At 67.0% G+C, this 19279-nt stretch carries 19 protein-coding genes; 6 read left to right on the top strand and 13 right to left on the bottom strand.

The features are described 5' to 3' along the window. The 5 genes from E2E30_RS16200 to E2E30_RS16180 form a co-directional block, all read right to left on the bottom strand. On the bottom strand, positions 1–528 hold the full coding sequence (locus tag E2E30_RS16200; protein ID WP_133191419.1) for a redoxin family protein: 528 nt from the start codon (positions 526–528) through the stop codon (positions 1–3). Next, positions 525–2507 carry a heme lyase CcmF/NrfE family subunit gene (locus tag E2E30_RS16195; RefSeq protein ID WP_133191418.1) on the bottom strand — a complete coding sequence of 661 codons (1983 nt, stop codon included), beginning with the start codon at positions 2505–2507 and terminating at the stop codon, positions 525–527. The genes E2E30_RS16200 and E2E30_RS16195 overlap by 4 nt, the downstream gene beginning before the upstream one ends. Positions 2508–2637: 130 nt before the next feature. Next, positions 2638–3072, bottom strand: a complete 435-nt coding sequence (ccmE, locus tag E2E30_RS16190; RefSeq protein WP_133191417.1) for a cytochrome c maturation protein CcmE — start codon at positions 3070–3072, stop codon at positions 2638–2640. A gap of 100 nt (positions 3073–3172) precedes the next feature. Continuing rightward, on the bottom strand, positions 3173–3913 hold the full coding sequence (gene ccmC / locus E2E30_RS16185; protein ID WP_133192149.1) for a heme ABC transporter permease CcmC: 741 nt from the start codon (positions 3911–3913) through the stop codon (positions 3173–3175). A gap of 76 nt (positions 3914–3989) precedes the next feature. Continuing rightward, complete coding sequence (locus E2E30_RS16180; RefSeq protein WP_133191416.1) at positions 3990–4481, bottom strand: winged helix-turn-helix transcriptional regulator; 492 nt, start codon at positions 4479–4481, stop codon at positions 3990–3992. Between the two features lie 119 nt (positions 4482–4600). Between E2E30_RS16180 and E2E30_RS16175 the strand changes: the two genes are divergently transcribed. From E2E30_RS16175 to E2E30_RS16160, 4 genes are all read left to right on the top strand, one after another. Then, complete coding sequence (locus E2E30_RS16175; RefSeq protein ID WP_206365596.1) at positions 4601–4918, top strand: CC_3452 family protein; 318 nt, start codon at positions 4601–4603, stop codon at positions 4916–4918. A 114-nt stretch (positions 4919–5032) separates the two neighbouring features. Continuing rightward, a complete protein-coding gene (locus E2E30_RS16170; protein ID WP_133191415.1) occupies positions 5033–7123 on the top strand; it encodes a RelA/SpoT family protein in 2091 nt (696 codons plus the stop codon). Between the two features lie 79 nt (positions 7124–7202). Beyond that, positions 7203–9017, top strand: coding sequence for a DUF885 domain-containing protein (locus E2E30_RS16165; RefSeq protein WP_133191414.1), 1815 nt, complete (start codon positions 7203–7205; stop codon positions 9015–9017). A gap of 67 nt (positions 9018–9084) precedes the next feature. Continuing rightward, positions 9085–10167: a glycosyltransferase family 2 protein gene (locus tag E2E30_RS16160; protein WP_133191413.1), complete on the top strand. Its 1083-nt coding sequence runs from the start codon at positions 9085–9087 to the stop codon at positions 10165–10167. 8 nt (positions 10168–10175) lie between these two features. On the opposite strand, the gene E2E30_RS16155 is transcribed toward E2E30_RS16160, so the two are convergent. Further along, the gene (locus E2E30_RS16155; protein WP_133191412.1) at positions 10176–10904 is read right to left on the bottom strand and encodes a class I SAM-dependent methyltransferase; all 729 of its coding nucleotides are present in this window, start codon (positions 10902–10904) and stop codon (positions 10176–10178) included. Continuing rightward, the gene (locus tag E2E30_RS16150; protein WP_133191411.1) at positions 10905–11333 is read right to left on the bottom strand and encodes a GtrA family protein; all 429 of its coding nucleotides are present in this window, start codon (positions 11331–11333) and stop codon (positions 10905–10907) included. Between the two features lie 62 nt (positions 11334–11395). On the opposite strand from E2E30_RS16150, the gene E2E30_RS16145 reads away from it, so the two are divergent. Continuing rightward, positions 11396–13174 carry an AcrB/AcrD/AcrF family protein gene (locus E2E30_RS16145; RefSeq protein WP_133191410.1) on the top strand — a complete coding sequence of 593 codons (1779 nt, stop codon included), beginning with the start codon at positions 11396–11398 and terminating at the stop codon, positions 13172–13174. A gap of 126 nt (positions 13175–13300) precedes the next feature. Here E2E30_RS16145 and E2E30_RS16140 read toward each other — a convergent pair whose 3' ends face one another. The 5 genes from E2E30_RS16140 to E2E30_RS16120 form a co-directional block, all read right to left on the bottom strand. Next, positions 13301–13921: a MarC family protein gene (locus tag E2E30_RS16140; protein ID WP_133191409.1), complete on the bottom strand. Its 621-nt coding sequence runs from the start codon at positions 13919–13921 to the stop codon at positions 13301–13303. After that, positions 13918–14790, bottom strand: coding sequence for a bifunctional methylenetetrahydrofolate dehydrogenase/methenyltetrahydrofolate cyclohydrolase FolD (gene folD / locus E2E30_RS16135; RefSeq protein ID WP_133191408.1), 873 nt, complete (start codon positions 14788–14790; stop codon positions 13918–13920). The genes E2E30_RS16140 and folD overlap by 4 nt, the downstream gene beginning before the upstream one ends. 16 nt (positions 14791–14806) lie before the next feature. Further along, complete coding sequence (locus tag E2E30_RS16130) at positions 14807–15109, bottom strand: YggT family protein (RefSeq protein WP_133191407.1); 303 nt, start codon at positions 15107–15109, stop codon at positions 14807–14809. A gap of 90 nt (positions 15110–15199) precedes the next feature. Further along, positions 15200–16114 carry an acetylglutamate kinase gene (gene argB / locus E2E30_RS16125; protein WP_165954549.1) on the bottom strand — a complete coding sequence of 305 codons (915 nt, stop codon included), beginning with the start codon at positions 16112–16114 and terminating at the stop codon, positions 15200–15202. A gap of 95 nt (positions 16115–16209) precedes the next feature. Continuing rightward, complete coding sequence (locus tag E2E30_RS16120; protein ID WP_133191405.1) at positions 16210–16896, bottom strand: queuosine precursor transporter; 687 nt, start codon at positions 16894–16896, stop codon at positions 16210–16212. A 124-nt stretch (positions 16897–17020) separates the two neighbouring features. Here E2E30_RS16120 and E2E30_RS16115 point away from each other — a divergent pair, with 124 nt between their 5' ends. Beyond that, positions 17021–18406 carry a NupC/NupG family nucleoside CNT transporter gene (locus E2E30_RS16115; protein WP_133191404.1) on the top strand — a complete coding sequence of 462 codons (1386 nt, stop codon included), beginning with the start codon at positions 17021–17023 and terminating at the stop codon, positions 18404–18406. A gap of 170 nt (positions 18407–18576) precedes the next feature. On the opposite strand, the gene E2E30_RS16110 is transcribed toward E2E30_RS16115, so the two are convergent. Then, positions 18577–19272 (bottom strand): NnrU family protein, encoded by a 696-nt coding sequence (locus E2E30_RS16110; protein ID WP_133191403.1) that lies wholly within the window; start codon positions 19270–19272, stop codon positions 18577–18579. Between the last annotated feature and the right edge of the window lie 7 nt (positions 19273–19279).

The raw sequence follows: 19279 nt of genomic DNA, 5'->3' as shown, positions 1-19279 counted from the left end.
TCACCGCGCGTTCCTCACCGCCGCGATCAGCCCCGGCACCTCCTCGGCGCGGATGTCGCCGACATGCTGGAGTACGATTCGCCCGTCGCCGCCGATCACGAAGGTTTCGGGCACCCCCGACGATCCGAGCGCGAGCTGGACCGAACTCGTCTTGTCGTCACCGATCGCGGCGTAAGGATCGCCATTGCGCGCGAGGAACTCGGCAATCGCGGCGGGCGTATCGCGGATCGCGACGGCGTCGATCTCGACCCCGGCTTGCTTGAGCTTGAGCAATTGCGGCGCCTCGGCGATGCACGGGATGCACCAGCTGGCAAAGACGTTGAGCAAGCGCGGCTTGCCCGTCGCAAACGCTGCGGTGGCGAGCCCCGGCTTGCCCGGGACGATCGGCGGGAGCGCGAATTGCGGCAAGCGTTCGCCGACCAGCGCCGAGCGGACGGTGCGGTCCGCAGGCTTGTAGAGTCCCCAGCCGACCAGCGCGAGCAAGCCCAGCGCGACGGCGAACGGCACCCAGATCAGCCAGCGCTTCATGCGTACGCCTCGCGCACCCGCACGCGGCGTTCGCGGCGCAAGCGCCCGAGCAGCGACAGCGCCCCGCCGATCGCGACGAGCGCGCCGCCGAACCAGATCAGCGTCACGAACGGCTTCCACCACAGCCGCAGCTGCCACCGCCCGGTGCCGTCGGGCTCACCGAGCACGGTGTAGAGTTGCCCGTCCCAGCGCGTCGCGATCGCCGACTCGCTCGTCACCGTCACCGGATTGGCGAAGAAGCGCGATTGCGGGCGGAGATAGAAGACCGCGCCATCGGCCCCACGCCGCGCGCTCAGCCGCGCTTCGAGCGCCGACCAATTGGGGCCCACCACGGGCTTGATCCCGTCGAGCGTCACGCTGAACGGCCCGGCGCGATACGGCTCGCCGACGCGCACCGCGACGAGCGTCTCCTGCGTGAAGGCGGCGTCGCACGCCATCCCCGCCAGGCTCACCGCGATCCCGAGATGCGCGACGACCATGCCGTAGGTGAAGAGCGGCGTGCGGCGCAGGTTGCGCCCCCACAGCGGCAGCACGCTCGCCACCGCGAGCCCGATCGCGAGCGCCAGTCCGAACAGCGGCAGCCACGCGATCCCGCCGCCGAGCGCGACCAACGCAACGAGCGCGAAGCCCGTCACCGCGACGGGTGCGATCATCCGCCCGAGCACCACGCCCGGATCGTCGCGCCGCCACCGCACCATCGGCCCAATCGCCATCACCACGCCGAGCGCCAGCGCGATCGGACCGATGAACTTGTCGAAGAACGGCTTGCCGATCGACAATTGCGTCCCGAAGCCCGCCGCGACGATCGGATAGAGCGTGAACAGCAGGACGAGCGCGAGGATCACCGAGAGCAGCAGATTGTTGACGATCAGCGCGCCCTCGCGGCTGACCGCGTCGAAGGTGTTGCCTTGCTTCACCGTCCCGACGCGGAGCGCGAACAACAGCAGCGCGCCGCCGATATAGATCGCGAGCAGCGCAAGGATGAACGACCCGCGCGTCGGATCGACCGCGAAAGCGTGGACGCTGGTGAGGATGCCGGAGCGCACCAGGAAGGTGCCGATCATCGACATCGAGAAAGCGACGACGGCGAGCATCAGCGTCCACGCGCGCAAGCCGTCGCGCGTCGCCAGCACACTGACCGAATGCAGCAAGGCGGTCGCCGCGAGCCACGGCATCAGCGAGGCATTCTCGACCGGATCCCAGAACCACCAGCCGCCCCAGCCGAGCTCGTAATAGGCCCAATACGATCCCGCGGTAATGCCGAGCGTCAGGAAGATCCACGCGCCGAGCACCCACGGCCGCATCGCGCGCGCAAACGCCGGGCCGACATCGCGCGTGATCATCGCGCCGACCGCGAAGGAGAAAGCGATCGAGATGCCGACATAGCCGATGTAGAGCGTCGGCGGATGGAACGCCAAGCCGGGGTCCTGCAACAGCGGGTTGAGCCCGTTGCCGTCGGCCGGCGCCGGGTCGAGCCGCGCGAACGGGTTCGAGGAGAAGAGCAGGAAGGCGTAGAAGCCGAGCGCGATCGCCGCCTGCGCGCCGAGTGTCGCGATCAGCGTGCGGGTCGCGAGGCTGCGCTCCAACAGCGCGACCGCCGCGCCGGCGATGCCGAGGATCGTCACCCACAGCAGCATCGAGCCTTCATGGTTCCCCCACGCGCCCGCGATCTTGTAGAGCATCGGCTTGTCGGAATGGCTGTTCTCGGCGACGAGCAGCACCGACATGTCGCTGCGCACGAACACGGTGATGAGCAGCAGCATCGCGAACAGGGCGAGCACGCCCTGCACCACCGCGACCGGTCGGACCGCGGCGATGATGTCGGCGGTGAGCGTGGTTTCCGCGTCGGTTCGCGCCGAGCCTGTCGCCTCAGCGCTAAGGGGGGTGGGGCGCCAGACCCCCATTCCCGCCAGCACGAGCTGCAACAGCGCGAGCGCAGCGGCGAACCACAGAGCGGCAAGGCCGGCCTCGGCGATCAAAGGACCGTCCCCCCGCCGTCACCCCGGGCTCCTCCCGCGGTCCACCCTGCAACGAGCGCCGCGTTTGCGGCGCGGTGGACCCCGGGGCGCGCCCGGGGTGACGAAGCATGGCGTGACGAACGGCGCGCCCTCATTGCTGCAACGTCTTCGTCTCGTGCATCTTGCCGGCGATTTCGGGGGGCATGTATTTCTCGTCGTGCTTGGCGAGCAGATTGGTCGCGGTGAAGCTGCCGTCGGGGTTGAACGATCCTTCGGCGACGACGCCCGATTTCTCGCGGAACAGGTCGGGCGCGATGCCCTTATAGGCGACCGGCACCGTCGCGAAGCCATCGGTCACGACGAAGCGCATCGAAACGCCATCGGCGAGCCGCTGGATCGAATGATCGGCGACCATTCCGCCAAGCCGCACCGCACGCCCGATCGGCAGGCCGTCCTTCTTGACGTCGCCCGGCGCGTAGAAGAACGCCGCCTGGTCCTTGAGCGCGGAGAGCGCGAGCAAACTCGCCCCGCCGACCGCACCGACCGCAAGCAGGACAAGCGTGAGGCGTTGATGCTTGGCTTTCATTTCTTTTCGCAGCCGCGCATCGCGAGAAAGCTCCACACGGCGAGCCCAACCGAGACGACCCCGGTCAACGCATACGCCGCCGTCACAAACGGCCAGGGATTCATGCAGTCACCTCGACGACATTGGCCATCCGCCGCAGCCGCGCCTCGGCTTTGGTGCGCGCGAGGATCGTGCGCATCCGCATCAGCACGATCCCTGCGAAGAAAAAGGTGAAGCCACCGAGCGTGAACCATAGCGGCCACAGGATCGACGAATCGATCGTCGATTTGGTGAGGCCGATACTCTGCCCCTGGTGGAGCGTATTCCACCATACCACCGAATAGCGGATGATCGGCAGCAATACCGATCCGGCGATCCCGTAGAGCGCCGGGATCCGCCCATCGCCGCCGCGATCGTCATCGGCCCGGACCAGCGCCATGAAGCCGAGATAGACGAAGAACAGCAACAGCATCGAGGTCAACCGCCCGTCCCACTGCCACCACGTCCCCCAGGTCGGCCGCCCCCAGATCGACCCCGTCGCAAGGCACAGCCCGGCGAACACCGCCCCCGGCAACGCGATCGCGCGTGCGGCGATCATCGCGAGCGGATGCCGCCAGACGAGGAACACCAGCGACGAGATCGCGATCCCGCTCCACCCGCCCATGCCGAGCCAAGCGGTCGGCACATGGATATAGAGGATGCGGACGGTCTCGCCCTGCAGATAGTCGGGCGGGGTTTGCGTGAGGCCACCCCAGACGCCGATGCCGATGAGCCCGACGCCGAGCCAGAACAAGACGGGCGTGAGCGGACGCGCAAGCTTCAGAAAACGGGCCGGATTGGCGAGGATGTGGAGGCTCGGCACGCGGGCGAGGTTACGCAAGAAACGTGGAAGAATCTACAGTCAAGCCAGCCTCCCCTTTACCGTCGCGCGCGGATTTTCACTCCGCTGCGCGTAATCCGTTCTCACCATAATCAACATCCTCGGGCAGTGCCCAGAGCAATTCGTGCTTGGTCAGCACGCGGCCGTCCCACGCGCGCACGTCGATCGGGGCGATCGGGCGCATGTCGCGCTTGTCGACCAGCACCGGGCTGGCGCGAAAGCCCGTCTCCCAGCGCTCGCCCCATTGCCGCAGCGCGAGCATCGTCGGCAACAGCGCAGCGCCCTTCTCCGTCAGCTCGTACTGGATCTTGCGCCGGTCGGCGGCGACCGCGGTGCGCGTGAGAATGCCATGCTCGACCAACCGCCCCAGCCGATTGGCAAGGATGTTGCGCGCAATCCCGAGCTCGGACTGGAATTCCTCGAAATGGTGCAGGCCGTTGAACGCGGCGCGCAGGATCATGAAGCTCCAGCGCTCGCCCATCGCTTCGAGCGCCGCGGGGAGGCTGCATTCCACCAAATCCCGCAAGGGCTCGCGCAACTTTGCATCCATAATCGGAAACCCTAACGCATTTATAGGTAAAGGGGGAAGCAAAACTACGTTTTGACTTGCAACTCGCAACTGCAGCATTTAGGTAGCGGATCGAAACTGACAAGGCAAGGAGTCTCCCCATGATCCGTTCGCTTCCGCTTGCCGTCGCCGCGTTCGTGGCGACGCTCCCCTTCGTACCGACCGTCGCGCATGCTGCCGACGCTGCGCCGTATTATGCCGCGACCCCGGTCGCTGCGCCCGCCAAGACGATGCTGATCACCAACGGCACCGTGTGGAAGTGGAACGACACCGCCTTCACCGCGAACAAGGGTCCGCAGCGCGAAGGCATCGTGTGCGAAATGATCGCGCAGCGTGCCGGCAAGCTCTCGGCCTTCGCGATTGCCGGCCAGCCGCTCGATGCCGACGCGCTCGCCAAGTGCAACGCCCGCGCCAAATAAGCGTGGCAGCAAACCGATCGAAGCCCCTTTCGCAAGCGTGCGAGAGGGGCTTTTTTCTGCGATTCGCGCAAACATGTTGCAAAGCAACACTTCGTGACGCCATCTTGGTTTGAGATGTTGCGTCAGTATGAACTCGTCGATCGTGTCCTGGAGTACGATCCCTCGGCCAATGAGGCGCTGCTCAACCGCGCCTATGTCTTTTCGATGCAGGCGCACGGATCGCAGAAGCGCGCGAATGGCGATCCCTATTTCAGCCATCCGATCGAAGTCGCTGGCATCCTCACCGACCTCCATCTCGACGACGAGACGATTGCGACCGCGATCCTCCACGACACGATCGAGGACACCGTCGCCACCCCCGAGGAAATAACCCGTCTCTTCGGCGCGAGCGTCGCGCGGCTGGTCGATGGCGTCACCAAGCTGTCGAAGATCGAAGCGCAGACCGAGAACGAGCGCGCCGCGGAAAACCTCCGCAAATTCCTGCTCGCCATGTCGGACGATATCCGCGTGCTGCTGGTCAAGCTTGCCGACCGGCTGCACAACATGCGCACGCTGCATTTCATCAAGAATCCCGACAAGCGCAAACGCATCGCGCGCGAGACGATGGACATCTACGCGCCGCTCGCCGAGCGGATCGGCATGTACGAGTTCATGAAGGAGATGCAGACGCTCGCCTTCGCGCAGCTCGAGCCCGAGGCGTTCGAATCGATCACCAAGCGCCTCGCCCAGCTCAAGGACGGCGGCGGGGACCGCATCGCCAAGATCGGGTCGGGGCTCAAGCTGCTGCTCAGCCGCCAGGGAATCGAAGGCGACGTATCGGGGCGCGAAAAGCACCCCTATTCGATCTGGAAGAAGATGGCCGAGCGGCACATCAGCTTCGAGCAGCTCAGCGACATCATGGCGTTCCGCGTGATCGTGCCCGATGAAGAGGCGTGCTACACCGCACTCGGCGTGATCCACCGCCGCTGGCCGATGGTGCCGGGGCGTTTCAAGGATTACATCTCGACCCCCAAGCGCAACGGCTATCGCTCGCTGCACACGACGGTGATCCATGCCGACAATACGCGCGTCGAGATCCAGATCCGCACGCGCGCCATGCACGAAGAGGCCGAACTCGGGCTCGCCGCGCACTGGGCGTACAAGCAGGACAAGGTCCGGCCCGACTCACAAGTCAGCTGGATCCGCGATCTGGTCGAGATCCTCGACAATGCCGAGAGCCCCGAAGAGCTGCTCGAGCATACCAAGATGGCGATGTACCAGGATCGCATCTTCGCCTTCACCCCCAAGGGTGAGCTGCATCAGCTGCCCAAGGGCGCCTCGCCGATCGATTTCGCCTATGCCGTCCACACCGATCTCGGCGATCAGGCGGTCGGCGCGAAGATCAACGGGCGCGTGGTCCCCTTGCGCACCGTGATCGACAATGGCGATCAGGTGCAGATCCTGCGGTCCAAGGCGCAGGAGCCGCAGCCCGGCTGGCTTAACTTCGCGATCACCGGCAAGGCGCGCGCCGCGATCCGGCGGCATCTGCGCCACAAGGAGCGGATCGAAACGCAGGCGCTCGGGAGGAAAATGTACGACGAGCTCGTCTCGCGTCTCCCCGCCCCGCTCGCCGGCAATGCGCAGGCGATGGCGATGCAGCGTCTCAAGGTGTCCGACGAAGCCGCCTTGCTCGAGGCGATCGCGCGCCGCCGGATTCCCGACGCCGCGGTGATGGAAGCGTTGATGCCAGGCTCGGCCGGCGTCGACGCAATGCGTGATTTGCCGCCGCAGTCGAGCGCGATCTCGATTCGTGGGCTGACCGCGGGCGTCGCGTTCGATCTCGCCGAATGCTGCCATCCCGTCCCCGGCGACCGGATCGTCGGGCTGCGCCGCCCCGACGCCGGGATCGAAGTTCATACGATCGATTGCCCGATCCTCGGTGCCGCCGACGATACCGATTGGGTCGACCTCTCCTGGGGCGACAAGACCGAGGGCGCGACCGGGCGGATCTCGGTCGAGGTCAAGAACGAGCCCGGCGCGCTCGGCACGATCGCGACGATCATCGGCGCGCAAAAGGCCAACATCGTCAATCTGCGGCTCGATAACCGCGATACCGGCTTCCACACCAATACGATCGATGTCGAGGTCCACGACGTCCAGCATTTGATGCACGTCATCGCCGCGCTGCGCGCCGCCGACGCGGTTAACGCGGTGACGCGCGTCTAGTACGCCGCCGCCGGACCGACACCCTTGCGCGCCAAGGGCGAGCCGTTAGGCTGCGCCGCGGGCAGACAAAGGGATGATGATGGACCGGCGTGATTTTCTGTGTTCGACGAGCGTGTTCGGCGCGCTCGCCCTTCTTCCCGCCGCTGCTGCCCGCGCCGCGATCGCGGCCGCGCCGGGCGATGCTGCGCTCGCGGCGCTGTTCGACCGGATCTTTGCCGAAGGGCTGCAGGAAAGCCCCGAAAGCGCGACGCAGCTCGGGCTCGACAAGGGCGCCAATGCTGCGCTGAAGCACCGGCTCGATGACCCCTCGCTCGCCAATCGCGCGCGGGGCCTGGCGCGCACGCGGCGCGCGATCGCTGCGCTCGACGCGATCGATCCCGCGACGCTCTCCCCGGCGAGCAAGCTCGACCGCGAAGTCGTGCTCTATTCGCTGCGCCAGCGCGAAGTCGGCCCCGCGCGCTTCGGCGTCGGCTCGCCGCAGCGCCCCTATGCGATCACGCAGCAGCAAGGCGCCTATTTCGGGGTCCCGGACTTCCTCAATTCGCGCCATGTCGTCGCGAATGCCGCCGATGCCGAAGCCTATCTCGACCGCCTCGCCGATTTCGCGCGCGTGCTCGATGCCGAGAATGCCGTGCAGGCGGAAGCGGCCAAGCGTGGCTTGCTCGCCCCCGCCTTCGCGCTCGATCTCGCGCTCGGGCAGATGGCCGCGTTGCGCAAGCCCGCCCCCGCCGAGAGCGGCCTCGTCACTTCGCTCACGCGCCGCACGACGGCCGCCAAGTTGCCCGGCGATTACGCCAGCCGCGCGACCAAAATCGTTGCCGATGCCATCTATCCGGCGCTCGACCGGCAGATCGCACTCGTCACGCGACTGCGCCGCACCGCGCGGACCGATGTCGGGCTGTGGTCGGTCCCCAATGGCGACGCGCTCTATGCCGCCGCACTGGCAAGCGCCACGACGACCGATTTCACGCCCGATCAAGTCCATCAGATGGGGCTCGACCAAGTCGCCGAAATCGGCGCCAAACTCGATTCGCTGCTCAAGGCGCAAGGGCTGACCACCGGCAGCGTGAGCGCCCGGCTCGACACGCTCAACACCACGCCGTCACAGCTCTTTCCCGACACGCCCGAAGGCCGCGCCGCGTTGCTCGCAAGCCTCAACGGCCAGGTGCGGACGATGCAGGCGCGCCTGCCGACGCTGTTCATCAACCCGCCCGACGCCCCGCTCGAGATCCGCAGCGTGCCGGTCGAGATCCAGGACGGCGCATCGAACGGCTATTATTACCGCGCCGCGCTCGATGGCTCGCGCCCGGCGATCTATTGGATCAACCTCAAGCACATCACCGATTGGCCGAAATACGGGCTGCCGACGCTGACGCATCACGAGGGCGTCCCCGGCCACCACCTCCAGATCAGCATCGCGCAAGGCGCCGCAGGGCCGCTGATCCGCAAGACGAGCTTTTTCAACGCCTATACCGAGGGCTGGGCACTGTATGCCGAGCAACTCGCCGACGAGAGCGGCGTGTACGACCAGGATCCGCTCGCGCGGATTGGCTATTACCAGTCGCTGCTGTTCCGCGCGTGCCGGCTCGTCGTCGACACCGGCATGCACGCCAAGCGCTGGAGCCGCGAAAAGGCGATCGCCTATATGGTCGAGATCACCGGCTTCCCGCCCCCGCGCGCGACGAGCGAGATCAACCGCTATTGCACCATGCCGGGACAGGCGTGCAGCTATAAGATCGGCCATGTCAGCTGGCTGCGCGCGCGCGCCAAGGCCAAGACGATCCTCGGCGCGAAGTTCGACGTGCGGCAATTCCATGAAATTCTGCGCAACGGCGCGGTGCCGCTGGTCATTCTCGAGCGGCTCGCCGAGGAGCGCGCGCGGGCTCAGGTGTGACGCCGGCGCGTGGCGCGTGATGCGGATAGGCGATGACGTAGCGGCAAAGCGGCGCTAAACCTGCCGCATGATCCGCCCCGCGCTCTCCATCGTCATTCCCTGCTATAACGAAGCGGCATGCCTCGACGTGTTGCACGCACGCGTCTCGGCCGCTGCGCACGCTGCAGTCGGCACGGATTACGAGATCGTGCTGATCAACGACGGGTCGCGCGACGAGAGCTGGCCGGTGATGCAGCGCCTCGCCGCCGCCGATCCGCGGCTCGTGGTGATCAACCTGTCGCGCAACCACGGCCATCAATTGGCGCTGACCGCCGGGCTCGATCTGTGCTCGGGCGCGCAGATCCTGATCATCGATGCCGACCTGCAGGATCCGCCCGAATTGCTCAGCGACATGCGCGCGGCGATGGCGGCGCAGCAAGCCGATGTCGTCTATGCCGTGCGCCGCACGCGCGAGGGCGAGACCGCGTTCAAGAAGCTCACCGCGGCGATCTTCTACCGCCTGCTCGACCGGGTCACCGACACCGCAATCCCGCTCGACACCGGCGATTTCCGGCTGATGAGCCGCCGCGCGCTCGACGCGTTCCTGGCGATGCCCGAGCAAGCGCGCTTTATCCGCGGGATGGTCGCGTGGGTCGGCTTCCGCCAGGTCCCCTTCCCGTACGACCGTGCCGAACGCCATGCCGGCGAGACGCATTACCCGCTCGCCAAGATGATCCGGCTGGCGCTCGACGCGGTCACCGGCTTCTCGACCGCGCCGTTGCGTTTCGCGAGCCACCTGGGGCTCGCGCTGACGGCGGCGTCGCTGCTGCTGTTCCTCTATATCGCGATCGGCTTCTTCAGCGGCAGCGCGGTCGCGGGCTGGACTTCGACGATGCTGGTCGTCGTGCTGCTCGGCGCGTTCCAGATGTTCGTTCTCGGGATGATCGGCGAATATCTCGGCCGGCTCTATGTCGAATCGAAGCGGCGGCCGCTCTATCTGGTCGCCGATGTGGTGGGGCCGATCCAGGGTCATGCGACGCTGGGGTATCGCGCGGAAGTCGAGCCCTTGCCCGGTCGCCCTGAGCCTGTCGAAGCGCACGCCGCTCCGCAGGTGACCGCGCATGCTGCTGCGAGCAGTGCTTCGACGAGCGCAGCACGAACGGAAATCTAGCGTCAGCCCTACTTTGGCGACGCCAAGGTCAGGATCGAAACCCCCGGCGACAGCGGCACGCGCCCGACGAGATGCCGCTCGAGCCGGAAGATCCGCTCGAATATCGCATTAAGCGCGGGGTGCGGCGGCGAATCGTCGCTGTCGTCCTTGCCGCGCAGCCGCCCGGCGATCCGCGATGCGGCGGCGAGCGGAAAGAGCAGCGAGTTGAACCAGCGCAGCCCATTGTGCTTGAGCCCGGCCTTCCCGATCGCCGCGGCGAGCGTCGCCTTCGAATAGCGGCGGTGATGGTGGTTGACGACGTCGTGCGCGCTCCACATCCACTGATGCGCTGGCACCGCGATCAGGATCTTGCCGCCGGGCTTGAGGCATTCGCCCATCGCCTTCAGCGCCGCGACATCGTCCGCGATATGCTCGACCACATCGAGCACCGCGATCAGATCGTACGCGCCGCGCTCGATCCCCGGCAGTTCGGGGAGCGGCGCCGCGCTCACCGGCGCGCCGAGCCGCGCGCTCGCGATCGCGCGCGCGGCGGGATCGATCTCGATCGCCTCTACCCGCCCGAACTGCGCGAGCATCGGCAGATTGTGCCCGGTGCCGCAGCCGATCTCGAGGATCCGCGCATCCTCGGGCAAACCACCCTCGCGCACGAGATAGTCGGCGAGGATGTCGCGCCGCGCGCGATACCACCAGTGCGTGGAATCATGCGCCGCCATGCGGTCGTAAACGATGCGGTCCATTTATTTGAACACCAATTGGCGATTGAGGAAAAAGGTGAAGACGGTGGCGCAAGCGACCGCGGGCAGCAACGGCACCCATGCCGGATACCCCAGCTTGGCGGTGCCGATCCAGGTGATCAGCGCGTTCAACAGAACGCCCGAAGCCTGCACGCAGACGAACTTGACGTGCTGCATCCGACCGGGATCGCGCGACCCGTGCCCCTTGAAGCTCCACCGGCTGTGCAGGAAGAACCCCACCGTCACCGCCACCAGAAAGGCGAAGGGCACGGCATAGACCGCGTGGCGCTGCTCGAACACGAAGTGCGTCAGCGGGAGATAGACCGCGGCGTAGATGGCCGTGGTGATCACACCGGCGATCCCGAAGCGCACGAGCTGCCCGACGAGCGGGTTCTCTCGCAGGCTCTCAATCTGTCGCTGGATCGCTGTCACGTTGGCTTGCCCTTTACGATAGCGCCACTAGAGGGCGGAGAGACCCGAGGAAAGCGTTTTACATGGTTGACGGTACAGTGGCGCGGACGCTCGATCGGGATTGGGTCCGCCTCAGCCTGATCGCATGGGTCGGCATCGCGATCTATTATATCGCGCAACGCTGGACCGGGATTCACTACCTCCAACTCGGCGACACCGACGACAATATGCGGCTGATGCAAGTCCGCGCCTGGCTCGGCGGGCAGGGCTGGTACGATCTGCGCCAGTACCGGCTCAATCCGCCGCTCGGCTTCGACATGCATTGGAGTCGGCTGGTCGATCTGCCGCTCGCCGGGCTGATCGTGCTGCTGCGCCCGTTCGTGGGGCCGCGCGAGGCCGAGATGCTCGCCTGCGGCATCGCGCCGTTGCTGCCGCTCGGCATCGTGATGCTCGGCATCGGCGCGACGGTGCGGCGCCTGGTCAGCGTCTATGCCTGGCCGCTCGGCATCGTGCTGCTGCTGTGCTGCTCGGCGACGATGATGATGTATATGCCCGAGCGGATCGACCATCACGGCTGGCAGCTCGCGATGCTGAGCCTCGCGGTCGCCGGTCTGTCCGACCCCAAGGGCGCGCGCGGTGGCGCGATCGTCGGCGTGGCGAGCGCGGTGTCGCTGACGATCGGGCTCGAGATGCTGCCCTATGCCGCGCTGGCCGGGTCGATCCTGACGCTGCGCTGGATCTGGGACCGTAGCGAAGCGCCGCGGCTGGCGATCTACGCACTGTGCCTCGGCGCTGGCAGCGGGCTCGGCTATGCGCTGTTCGCCTCCTATGCCGATGCGGTGCTGCGCTGCGACGCGCTGACGCCGGTCTGGTTGAGCGTGATGGTGATGGCGGGCGCGCTGCTGTTCGCGCTGGGCTGGGCGAATCCGGCGAACCGCTGGGTGCGGCTTGGCCTAGCGATCGCGGCGGGGGCGATCATCGTCGTCGGCTTCGCGCTCGTCTTCCCGCAATGCCTCGGCCGCCCCGAACAAGCCTCGCCCGAGCTGCAGAAGAACTGGCTCAACATGATCCGCGAAGCCAAGCCGATCTACAGCCATCCGTTCCGCGTCGCCTTTCCTGTAGCAGCGATGCCGATCGTCGGGGTGATCGGCGCGGCGGTCGCGACGTGGCGCGCGCGCGGGACCGAGCTGCGCGGTGCCTGGGCAACGGTATTGCTGTTCGTAACCGGTGCGGCATTGCTGCTGCTGTGGCAGGCGCGCGCGGGGCCCGCGGCGCAAATGCTCTCGGTCCCCGGCGCGGTCGCGCTCGGCTGGCTGCTCGTCCCTAGCCTCCTCGGCAATCGCTCGGCGCTGGTGCGCGTGCTCGGCACCGTGGCGGCGGTCGTGGTGATCGGCTCGGGGCTGTTCGCCGGGCTCGCGATCCGCTTCCTGCCGATCGACCGACCGAGCAAGCGCGTCCAGATCATCGACCGCGCGAGCGGCCAATGCCCGACGATGACCGCATTGCGCCCGCTCGATCGCTATCCCGCGCAGACGGTGTTCAGCTTCGTCGATCTGGGGCCGCGGATCATCACGATCACGCATCACGATGCGGTCGCGGGCCCGTATCACCGCAATGGTGCCGCGATTCTCGACGTCCAGCACGCCTTCTCGGGCAGCCCGGAGAATTTCCGCCCTATCGCCAAGCGCCACGGTGCGACGCTGCTGCTGGTCTGCCCCAACATGGCCGAATCGACGATCTACCGCGTGCGCGCGCCCGGCGGCTTCTATGACCAGCTCGCGCATCGCAAGACGTTCGACTGGCTCGAGGAACTGCCGATGCCGGCCAAGTCGCCGCTGCGGCTGTGGCGGATCAAGGACTGAGCGACCTTAAAGCCCCTCCCCTTTAGGGGAGGGGTTGGGGTGGGGACGTATCCGCTTGGGCTAGGTCTCTGCGAGACACTTCCCCACCCCCAACCCCTCCCCTGAAGGGGAGGGGCTTGTCGTTCATCAGCCGAGGCTTTGCTTCACCCCGTCGATCACGAACTGCACCGCAAGCGCTGCGAGCAGCACGCCGAGCAGCCGCGTGATCACCGCTTCGATCTTCGCCCCGAGCACGCGCATGATCGGCCCCGCCGCCAGCAAGGCGGCGAGCGTCAACGCGAGTATCGTGGCGAGCGCGGCGAGCACGACGGCGATCGGCTCGAGCCCGTGGTTGCGGCTCATCAGCAGCATCACCGACGCGATCGACCCCGGCCCCGCGATCATCGGCATCGCCATCGGGAAGATCGAGACATCTTCGACTTCGGGCGTCGCGGCGACCTTGGCAGCGCGGTCCTCACGCCGCTCGGTGCGCTTTTCGAACACCATCTCGAGCGCGATGAGGAACAGCATGATCCCGCCGGCGATGCGAAACGAATCGAGGCTGATGCCGAGCGACTTGAGCAGCACTTCGCCGAACGCGGCAAAGGCGAACAGGATCGCGGCGGCGACGAGCACCGCGCGGATCGCCATCGCCCGGCGATTGGCAGGAGAGGCGCCCGACGACAGCCCGGCATAGATCGGCGCGCAGCCGGGCGGGTCGATCACCACGAAGAAGGTGATGAGCGACGAGATATAGAGTTCGATCAAAGCGCGCCCTCACCGACGACGTTTTCGCGCCGTTCGGCGGAGATCAGCGTATTGCGCAGCAGCACCGCGATCGTCATCGGGCCGACGCCGCCGGGTACGGGCGTCACCGCCCCCGCCACGTCGAGCGCACCCGCGAAATCGACGTCGCCGACCAGTCCCTCGGGTGTGCGGTTGATGCCGACGTCGATCACCGTCGCGCCGGGCTTGAGCCACTCGGCCTTGACCATCTGCGGTCGCCCGACCGCCGCGACGACGATGTCGGCGCGCTTGACCACGCTTGGCAAATCGCGCGTGCGCGAATGCGCGACGGTGACGGTGCAGCTCTCGGCGATCAGCAATTGCGCCATCGGCTTGCCGACGATGTTCGAGCGGCCGATCACCACCGCGTCGAGCCCCGACATATCCCCGAGCTGGTCCTTGAGCAGCATCAGGCAGCCGAGCGGCGTGCACGGCACGAAGCCGGGAAGCCCGACCGCGAGCCGCCCGGCATTGACCGGATGAAATCCGTCGACATCCTTGTCGGGGTCGATCCGCGTCGTCACCGCTTGCTCATCGATATGCGAGGGCAGCGGCAGCTGGACGAGGATCCCGTCAATCGCGCGATCAGCGTTGAGCGCATCGACGAGATCGAGCAGCGCTTGCTGCGGCACGTCGGCGGGGAGGCGATGCTCGATGCCCGCCATGCCCGCCGCCTTGGTCGCCTTGCCCTTCGAGCGGACATAGACCGCCGAAGCGGGGTCGTCACCGACGAGCACGACCGCGAGCCCCGGCGCGCGGCCGGCCTGTTCGACAAAGCGCGCGACGCGCTGTGCGACGCGCTCGCGCAAGCCGGCGGCGAACGCCTTTCCGTCGATGAGTGCGGCAGTCATGCTAGCGCCTTTCGCCTTAGAGCGGCGTGCCGCTCAGGATATGGGCAGCCAGATTGTTGAGAATGATGCTCAGGATCCGCAGCGTCAGCAGCACCGCGAACGGTGCCAGGTCGATCGATCCAAAATCAGGGAGGATCCGGCGGAACGGGCGATACAGCGGCTCGGTCCCGCGGTTGAGCCCGGTATAAATCGAGCGCACGACTTCGTTGTAGGTATTGATGACGTTGAACGACACGAGCAGCGACAGGATCACCTGAACGATGACGATCAGCGTGACCGCGTCGATCAACACCTGCAGGATCTGAATGATGGTAATCACGCGCGTCTCCGGGTGGTGTTCATCACGGTTCTAGCGCGCTACCGCAGGTGCGAACACCCCTAGCGACGCAGACCGCGCGAGGCGCAACGCTCAGCGGCGAACCAGGGTCCCGGCGCCGCGCTTCGTGAAGATTTCGAGCAGCATCGCATGCGGCACGCGCCCGTCGAGGATGACCGCGGCATCGACCCCGCCCTCGACCGCATGGACGCAGGTCTCGAGCTTGGGGATCATCCCGCCGCTGATCGTGCCGTCGGCGCGCAGCGCCGCGACGGCCGCGGGATCGAGATCGGTGACGAGTGCACCCGCCTTGTCGAGCACGCCGACCACGTCGGTGAGCATGAAAAGGCGTTCGGCGCCGAGTGCGGCGGCGATCGCGCCCGCCATCGTGTCGGCGTTGATATTGTAGGTCGCGCCATCCGCGCCGAGCCCGACCGGCGCCACCACCGGGATGAAGCCGTCGCGCGCGAGGTTGATCAGGATCGACGGGTTGACCGCGACCGGATCGCCGACGAAGCCCAGGTCGACGTGCCGCTCGATCCCCGAATTGGGATCGGGCTCGCGCCGCCCACCGACCTTTTCGGCCACGACGAGGTTGGCGTCCTTGCCCGAAATGCCGACCGCGCGGCCGCCCGCCTGGCCGATCCAGCCGACGATTTCTTTGTTGATCGACCCCGCCAGCACCATTTCGGCGATCTGCGCGGTCTCGGCATCGGTCACCCGCAAGCCATCGACGAAGCGTGATTCGACCCCCAATCGCTTGAGCATCGCGCCGATCTGCGGTCCGCCGCCGTGCACCACGACCGGATTGATCCCGACCGCCTTCATCAACACCACATCCTCGGCGAAATCTCGCGCGAGCTCGGGGTCGCCCATCGCGTGCCCGCCGTACTTCACGACGAAGGTCTTGCCGGCGTAGCGCTGCATGTACGGCAGCGCCTCGACCAAAGTCTCGGCCTTGGCGAGCAGTTCGGGGGCGGGGGAATGATCGGTCATACGCGCGCCCATAGCCAATCCGTCACCCCAGCGAAAGCTGGGGTCTGGTGGATTTCATAGCGCAGCGCTTTCCTCGGCGAGACTCCAGCCTGCGCCGGGATGAAGGATCAGCCGCGATCGAGCCGCCGCCCGATCGCCACCGCGAGATAGATTGCCGGCGGCACGAGCAGCGCCGACAGGATCACCTTGATCAGCATCTGCCCGGCGAGCAACTGGCCGATCGGGAATTCGCCGTAGAACGCGATCGTCACGAACAGCAACGTATCGACGACCTGGCTCAGCATGCTCGCAATCGCCGCGCGCAGCCACAGCAAGCTGCTCCCCTCGCGGCCTTTCAGCGCCGCGAAGATCGTCACGTTGAGCGTCTGCGACACGCCATAGGCGACGATCCCGCCCGCCCAGATCCGCCACGTCGCGCCGAGCACGAGCTGAATCGCATCGCGATTGGCGGGCAGCATCGCGGGCGACGGCGGCAGGATCCAGACGATCCACGACAGCAGGATCGACACCAACAGCGGAACGAAGCCGATCCGCACCAGCCGGTTGGCGACCGCACCGCCATGCAGCTCGGCGACCGCGCTCGACGTCACCACGAGCAAGAGGAAGGCGAAGATCCCGGCCTCGACCGCGAGCGGCCCCAGGCCGAAGACCGGTCCGATCGCGGAAATCGGCCCGAGCGAGACTTGCTTGTTGCCGAGCACGCCCGCGATGCAGACCATCCCGCCGTAGAAGATCGAGAAGGCGAAGAGCGAGCGCGGGATACCGCCGACCGCGGGAGAAGCAGCTGTGTTCATCGCGCCGACGCTAGCCGGTTTCGCGCGCAGAGCAAACCGCCACTAGCCCCCGCCGCGCGGCGCTGTATGGTGGCGCGCTTGCGCGGGGGGCCGCGTGCCGGTTTCAACGCGAGTAACGACCCACATGAATCGTCTTCTCATCGGCATCGCCGGAATTGCGGTCATCCTGCTGATCGCCTTCGCTTTGTCGAGCAATCGGCGCGCGATCCGGCTGCGCGTCGTCGGCGCGGCGTTCGCGCTGCAAGTCGCGATCGCGGTGCTCGTGCTGAAGGTGCCGGCAGGCGTCGCGGCGCTGCAATTCCTCTCGGGCGGCGTCGCAAACCTTCTGGGCTATGCGCATAACGGCGTCGATTTCCTGTTCGGCCCGCTCGCCAAGCCCGAGATCGGCGGCAACAGCTTTGCGATCGCGGCGCTGCCGGTGATCATCTTCTTCGCCAGCCTGGTGTCGATCCTCTATTATCTCGGCATCATGCAGTTCATCGTCCGCTGGCTCGGCGGTGCGATCGAGGCGGTGATCGGCGTGTCGAAGGTCGAGGCGCTGTGCGCCGCTGCCAACATCTTCGTCGGGCAGAGCGAATCGCCGCTCGTCATCCGCCCCTATCTCGCCGGGCTGACCCCGGCACAGCTGTTCACGGTGATGACCAGCGGGATGGCGGGCGTCGCCGGCACGATCCTCGCCGCCTATGCCTCGATGGGAATCCGCATCGAATATCTGCTCGCGGCAAGCTTCATGGCGGCGCCGGCGGGGATCCTGATGGCCAAGATCATGATGCCCGACGAGCCCGTTCGCCAAGGCGAACTGCCGCTCGGCGATCATCCCGAGGAGAATATCCAGCTCTCCGAGGCGCGGATCAGCGGCCAGGGGCCTGCCGCCTTGCTGCCCGAGGGCGTGCCCGGCGAACCGATGCCGCATGCGAGCCACGACGAGGAAAAACCCGCCAACATCATCATGGCCGCGGCACAGGGCGCGCAGACCGGCGTCAAACTCGCGGTCGCGGTCGGCGCGATGGTGCTCGCCTTCGTCGCGCTCGTCGCGCTCGCCAACGGCATCCTCGGCGGAATCGGCGGCTGGTTCGGCTATCCTGCGCTGAGCTTCCAGGGGCTGCTCGGCACGGTGTTCGCGCCGATCATGGTGCTGCTCAACGTGCCGTGGACCGAAGCGCAGATCGCCGGCGGGCTGTTCGGGCAGAAGATCGTGCTCAACGAATTCGTCGCCTATATCAGCCTCGGCACACAAAAGGGCCTCAGCGCGCATACCATCGCGGTGGTCACCTTCGCGCTGTGCGGGTTCGCCAATTTCTCGTCGATCGCGATCCAGATGGCGGTCACTGGCAGCCTCGCCCCCAACCAGCGCCCGATGATCGCGCGGCTCGGCTTGAAGGCGCTGGCGGCGGGAAGCCTCGCCAATCTGATGTCGGCGGCGCTGGCCGGGTTGCTCATCCCCGACGTCGCCGCACAGCCCGCGGCCAAAGCGCCGGCAGCGGTCGTCGCGCCGATGGCAAAGCCGTGATCGACGCGCAGCGCGGCTAGCCTCCCTTGATCGAGGCGCGGTCCGCCAATGCCGTCCGGACGGAGCCCGTCGAAGTCCAGCCCTGAACCCGCCGGCGGTCGGCAAGTGGCGATGGGCCCTTCGACAGGCTCAGGGCGAACGGTGGGTCGGTTTGCCTCGGGAAAAGGCCGCTAGCGGTAGATCCAGTGCCACACCCCGGCTGCGACCCCCGCGATCGGCAGATGCGCCCAGGTCGCCGCCAGCCAGATCACCACGCCGCCCGCGATGTCATGCGGCCGGAAGCCACCGAACGCCGCGCGCCGCTGCGCGATCGCGACGAATGGCCAATAGCTCGTCTTGCCCTCCCAATCGCGCCATAGAGCGGGCTGGAGCGCTTCCTTCTTGCGATCCTGCAACGCCGCGCCGACGAGCGCGAGCACGATGATCGCCACCGCCACGACGATGTTGGCGGCGATCGGATAGACCGCGATGTGGCACAGCCCCCACAGCGCGAACGCCCACATCATCGGATGCCGCGTGATGCTGAACACGCCGCGCGCGCTGGCAGGCGCGGTCGCGGTCGGTGGTCCGGGAAGCGCGGGATTGCCGAGCAGCGAGCCCGTCAACAGGATGCTCGCCACCAGCATGACGAGCGTGACGGGACCCCAGATGCCCTCGCCGACCGCCCAGAGCGGGACGCTCGCAGGCGCGATCTTATAGGCATGCGCGAGCCAGCCGAGCGTCGCGAAGGCGACCAGCGCATACACGCCCATGAAGCCGTTCGCGCCGATTGCCTTGACGAGCGGCGCGCGCAACGGATGCGACAGCAGGAAATGCGTTCCAACGAATGCCGCAGCCGCGGCGATCACCATTTCCGTGCCGTCCATCGTCTTT

Source organism: Sphingomonas sp. AAP5, assembly GCF_004354345.1.
In the GTDB taxonomy this organism is placed as follows: domain Bacteria; phylum Pseudomonadota; class Alphaproteobacteria; order Sphingomonadales; family Sphingomonadaceae; genus Sphingomonas; species Sphingomonas glacialis.
This window is presented reverse-complemented; position numbering and strand designations above follow the sequence as displayed.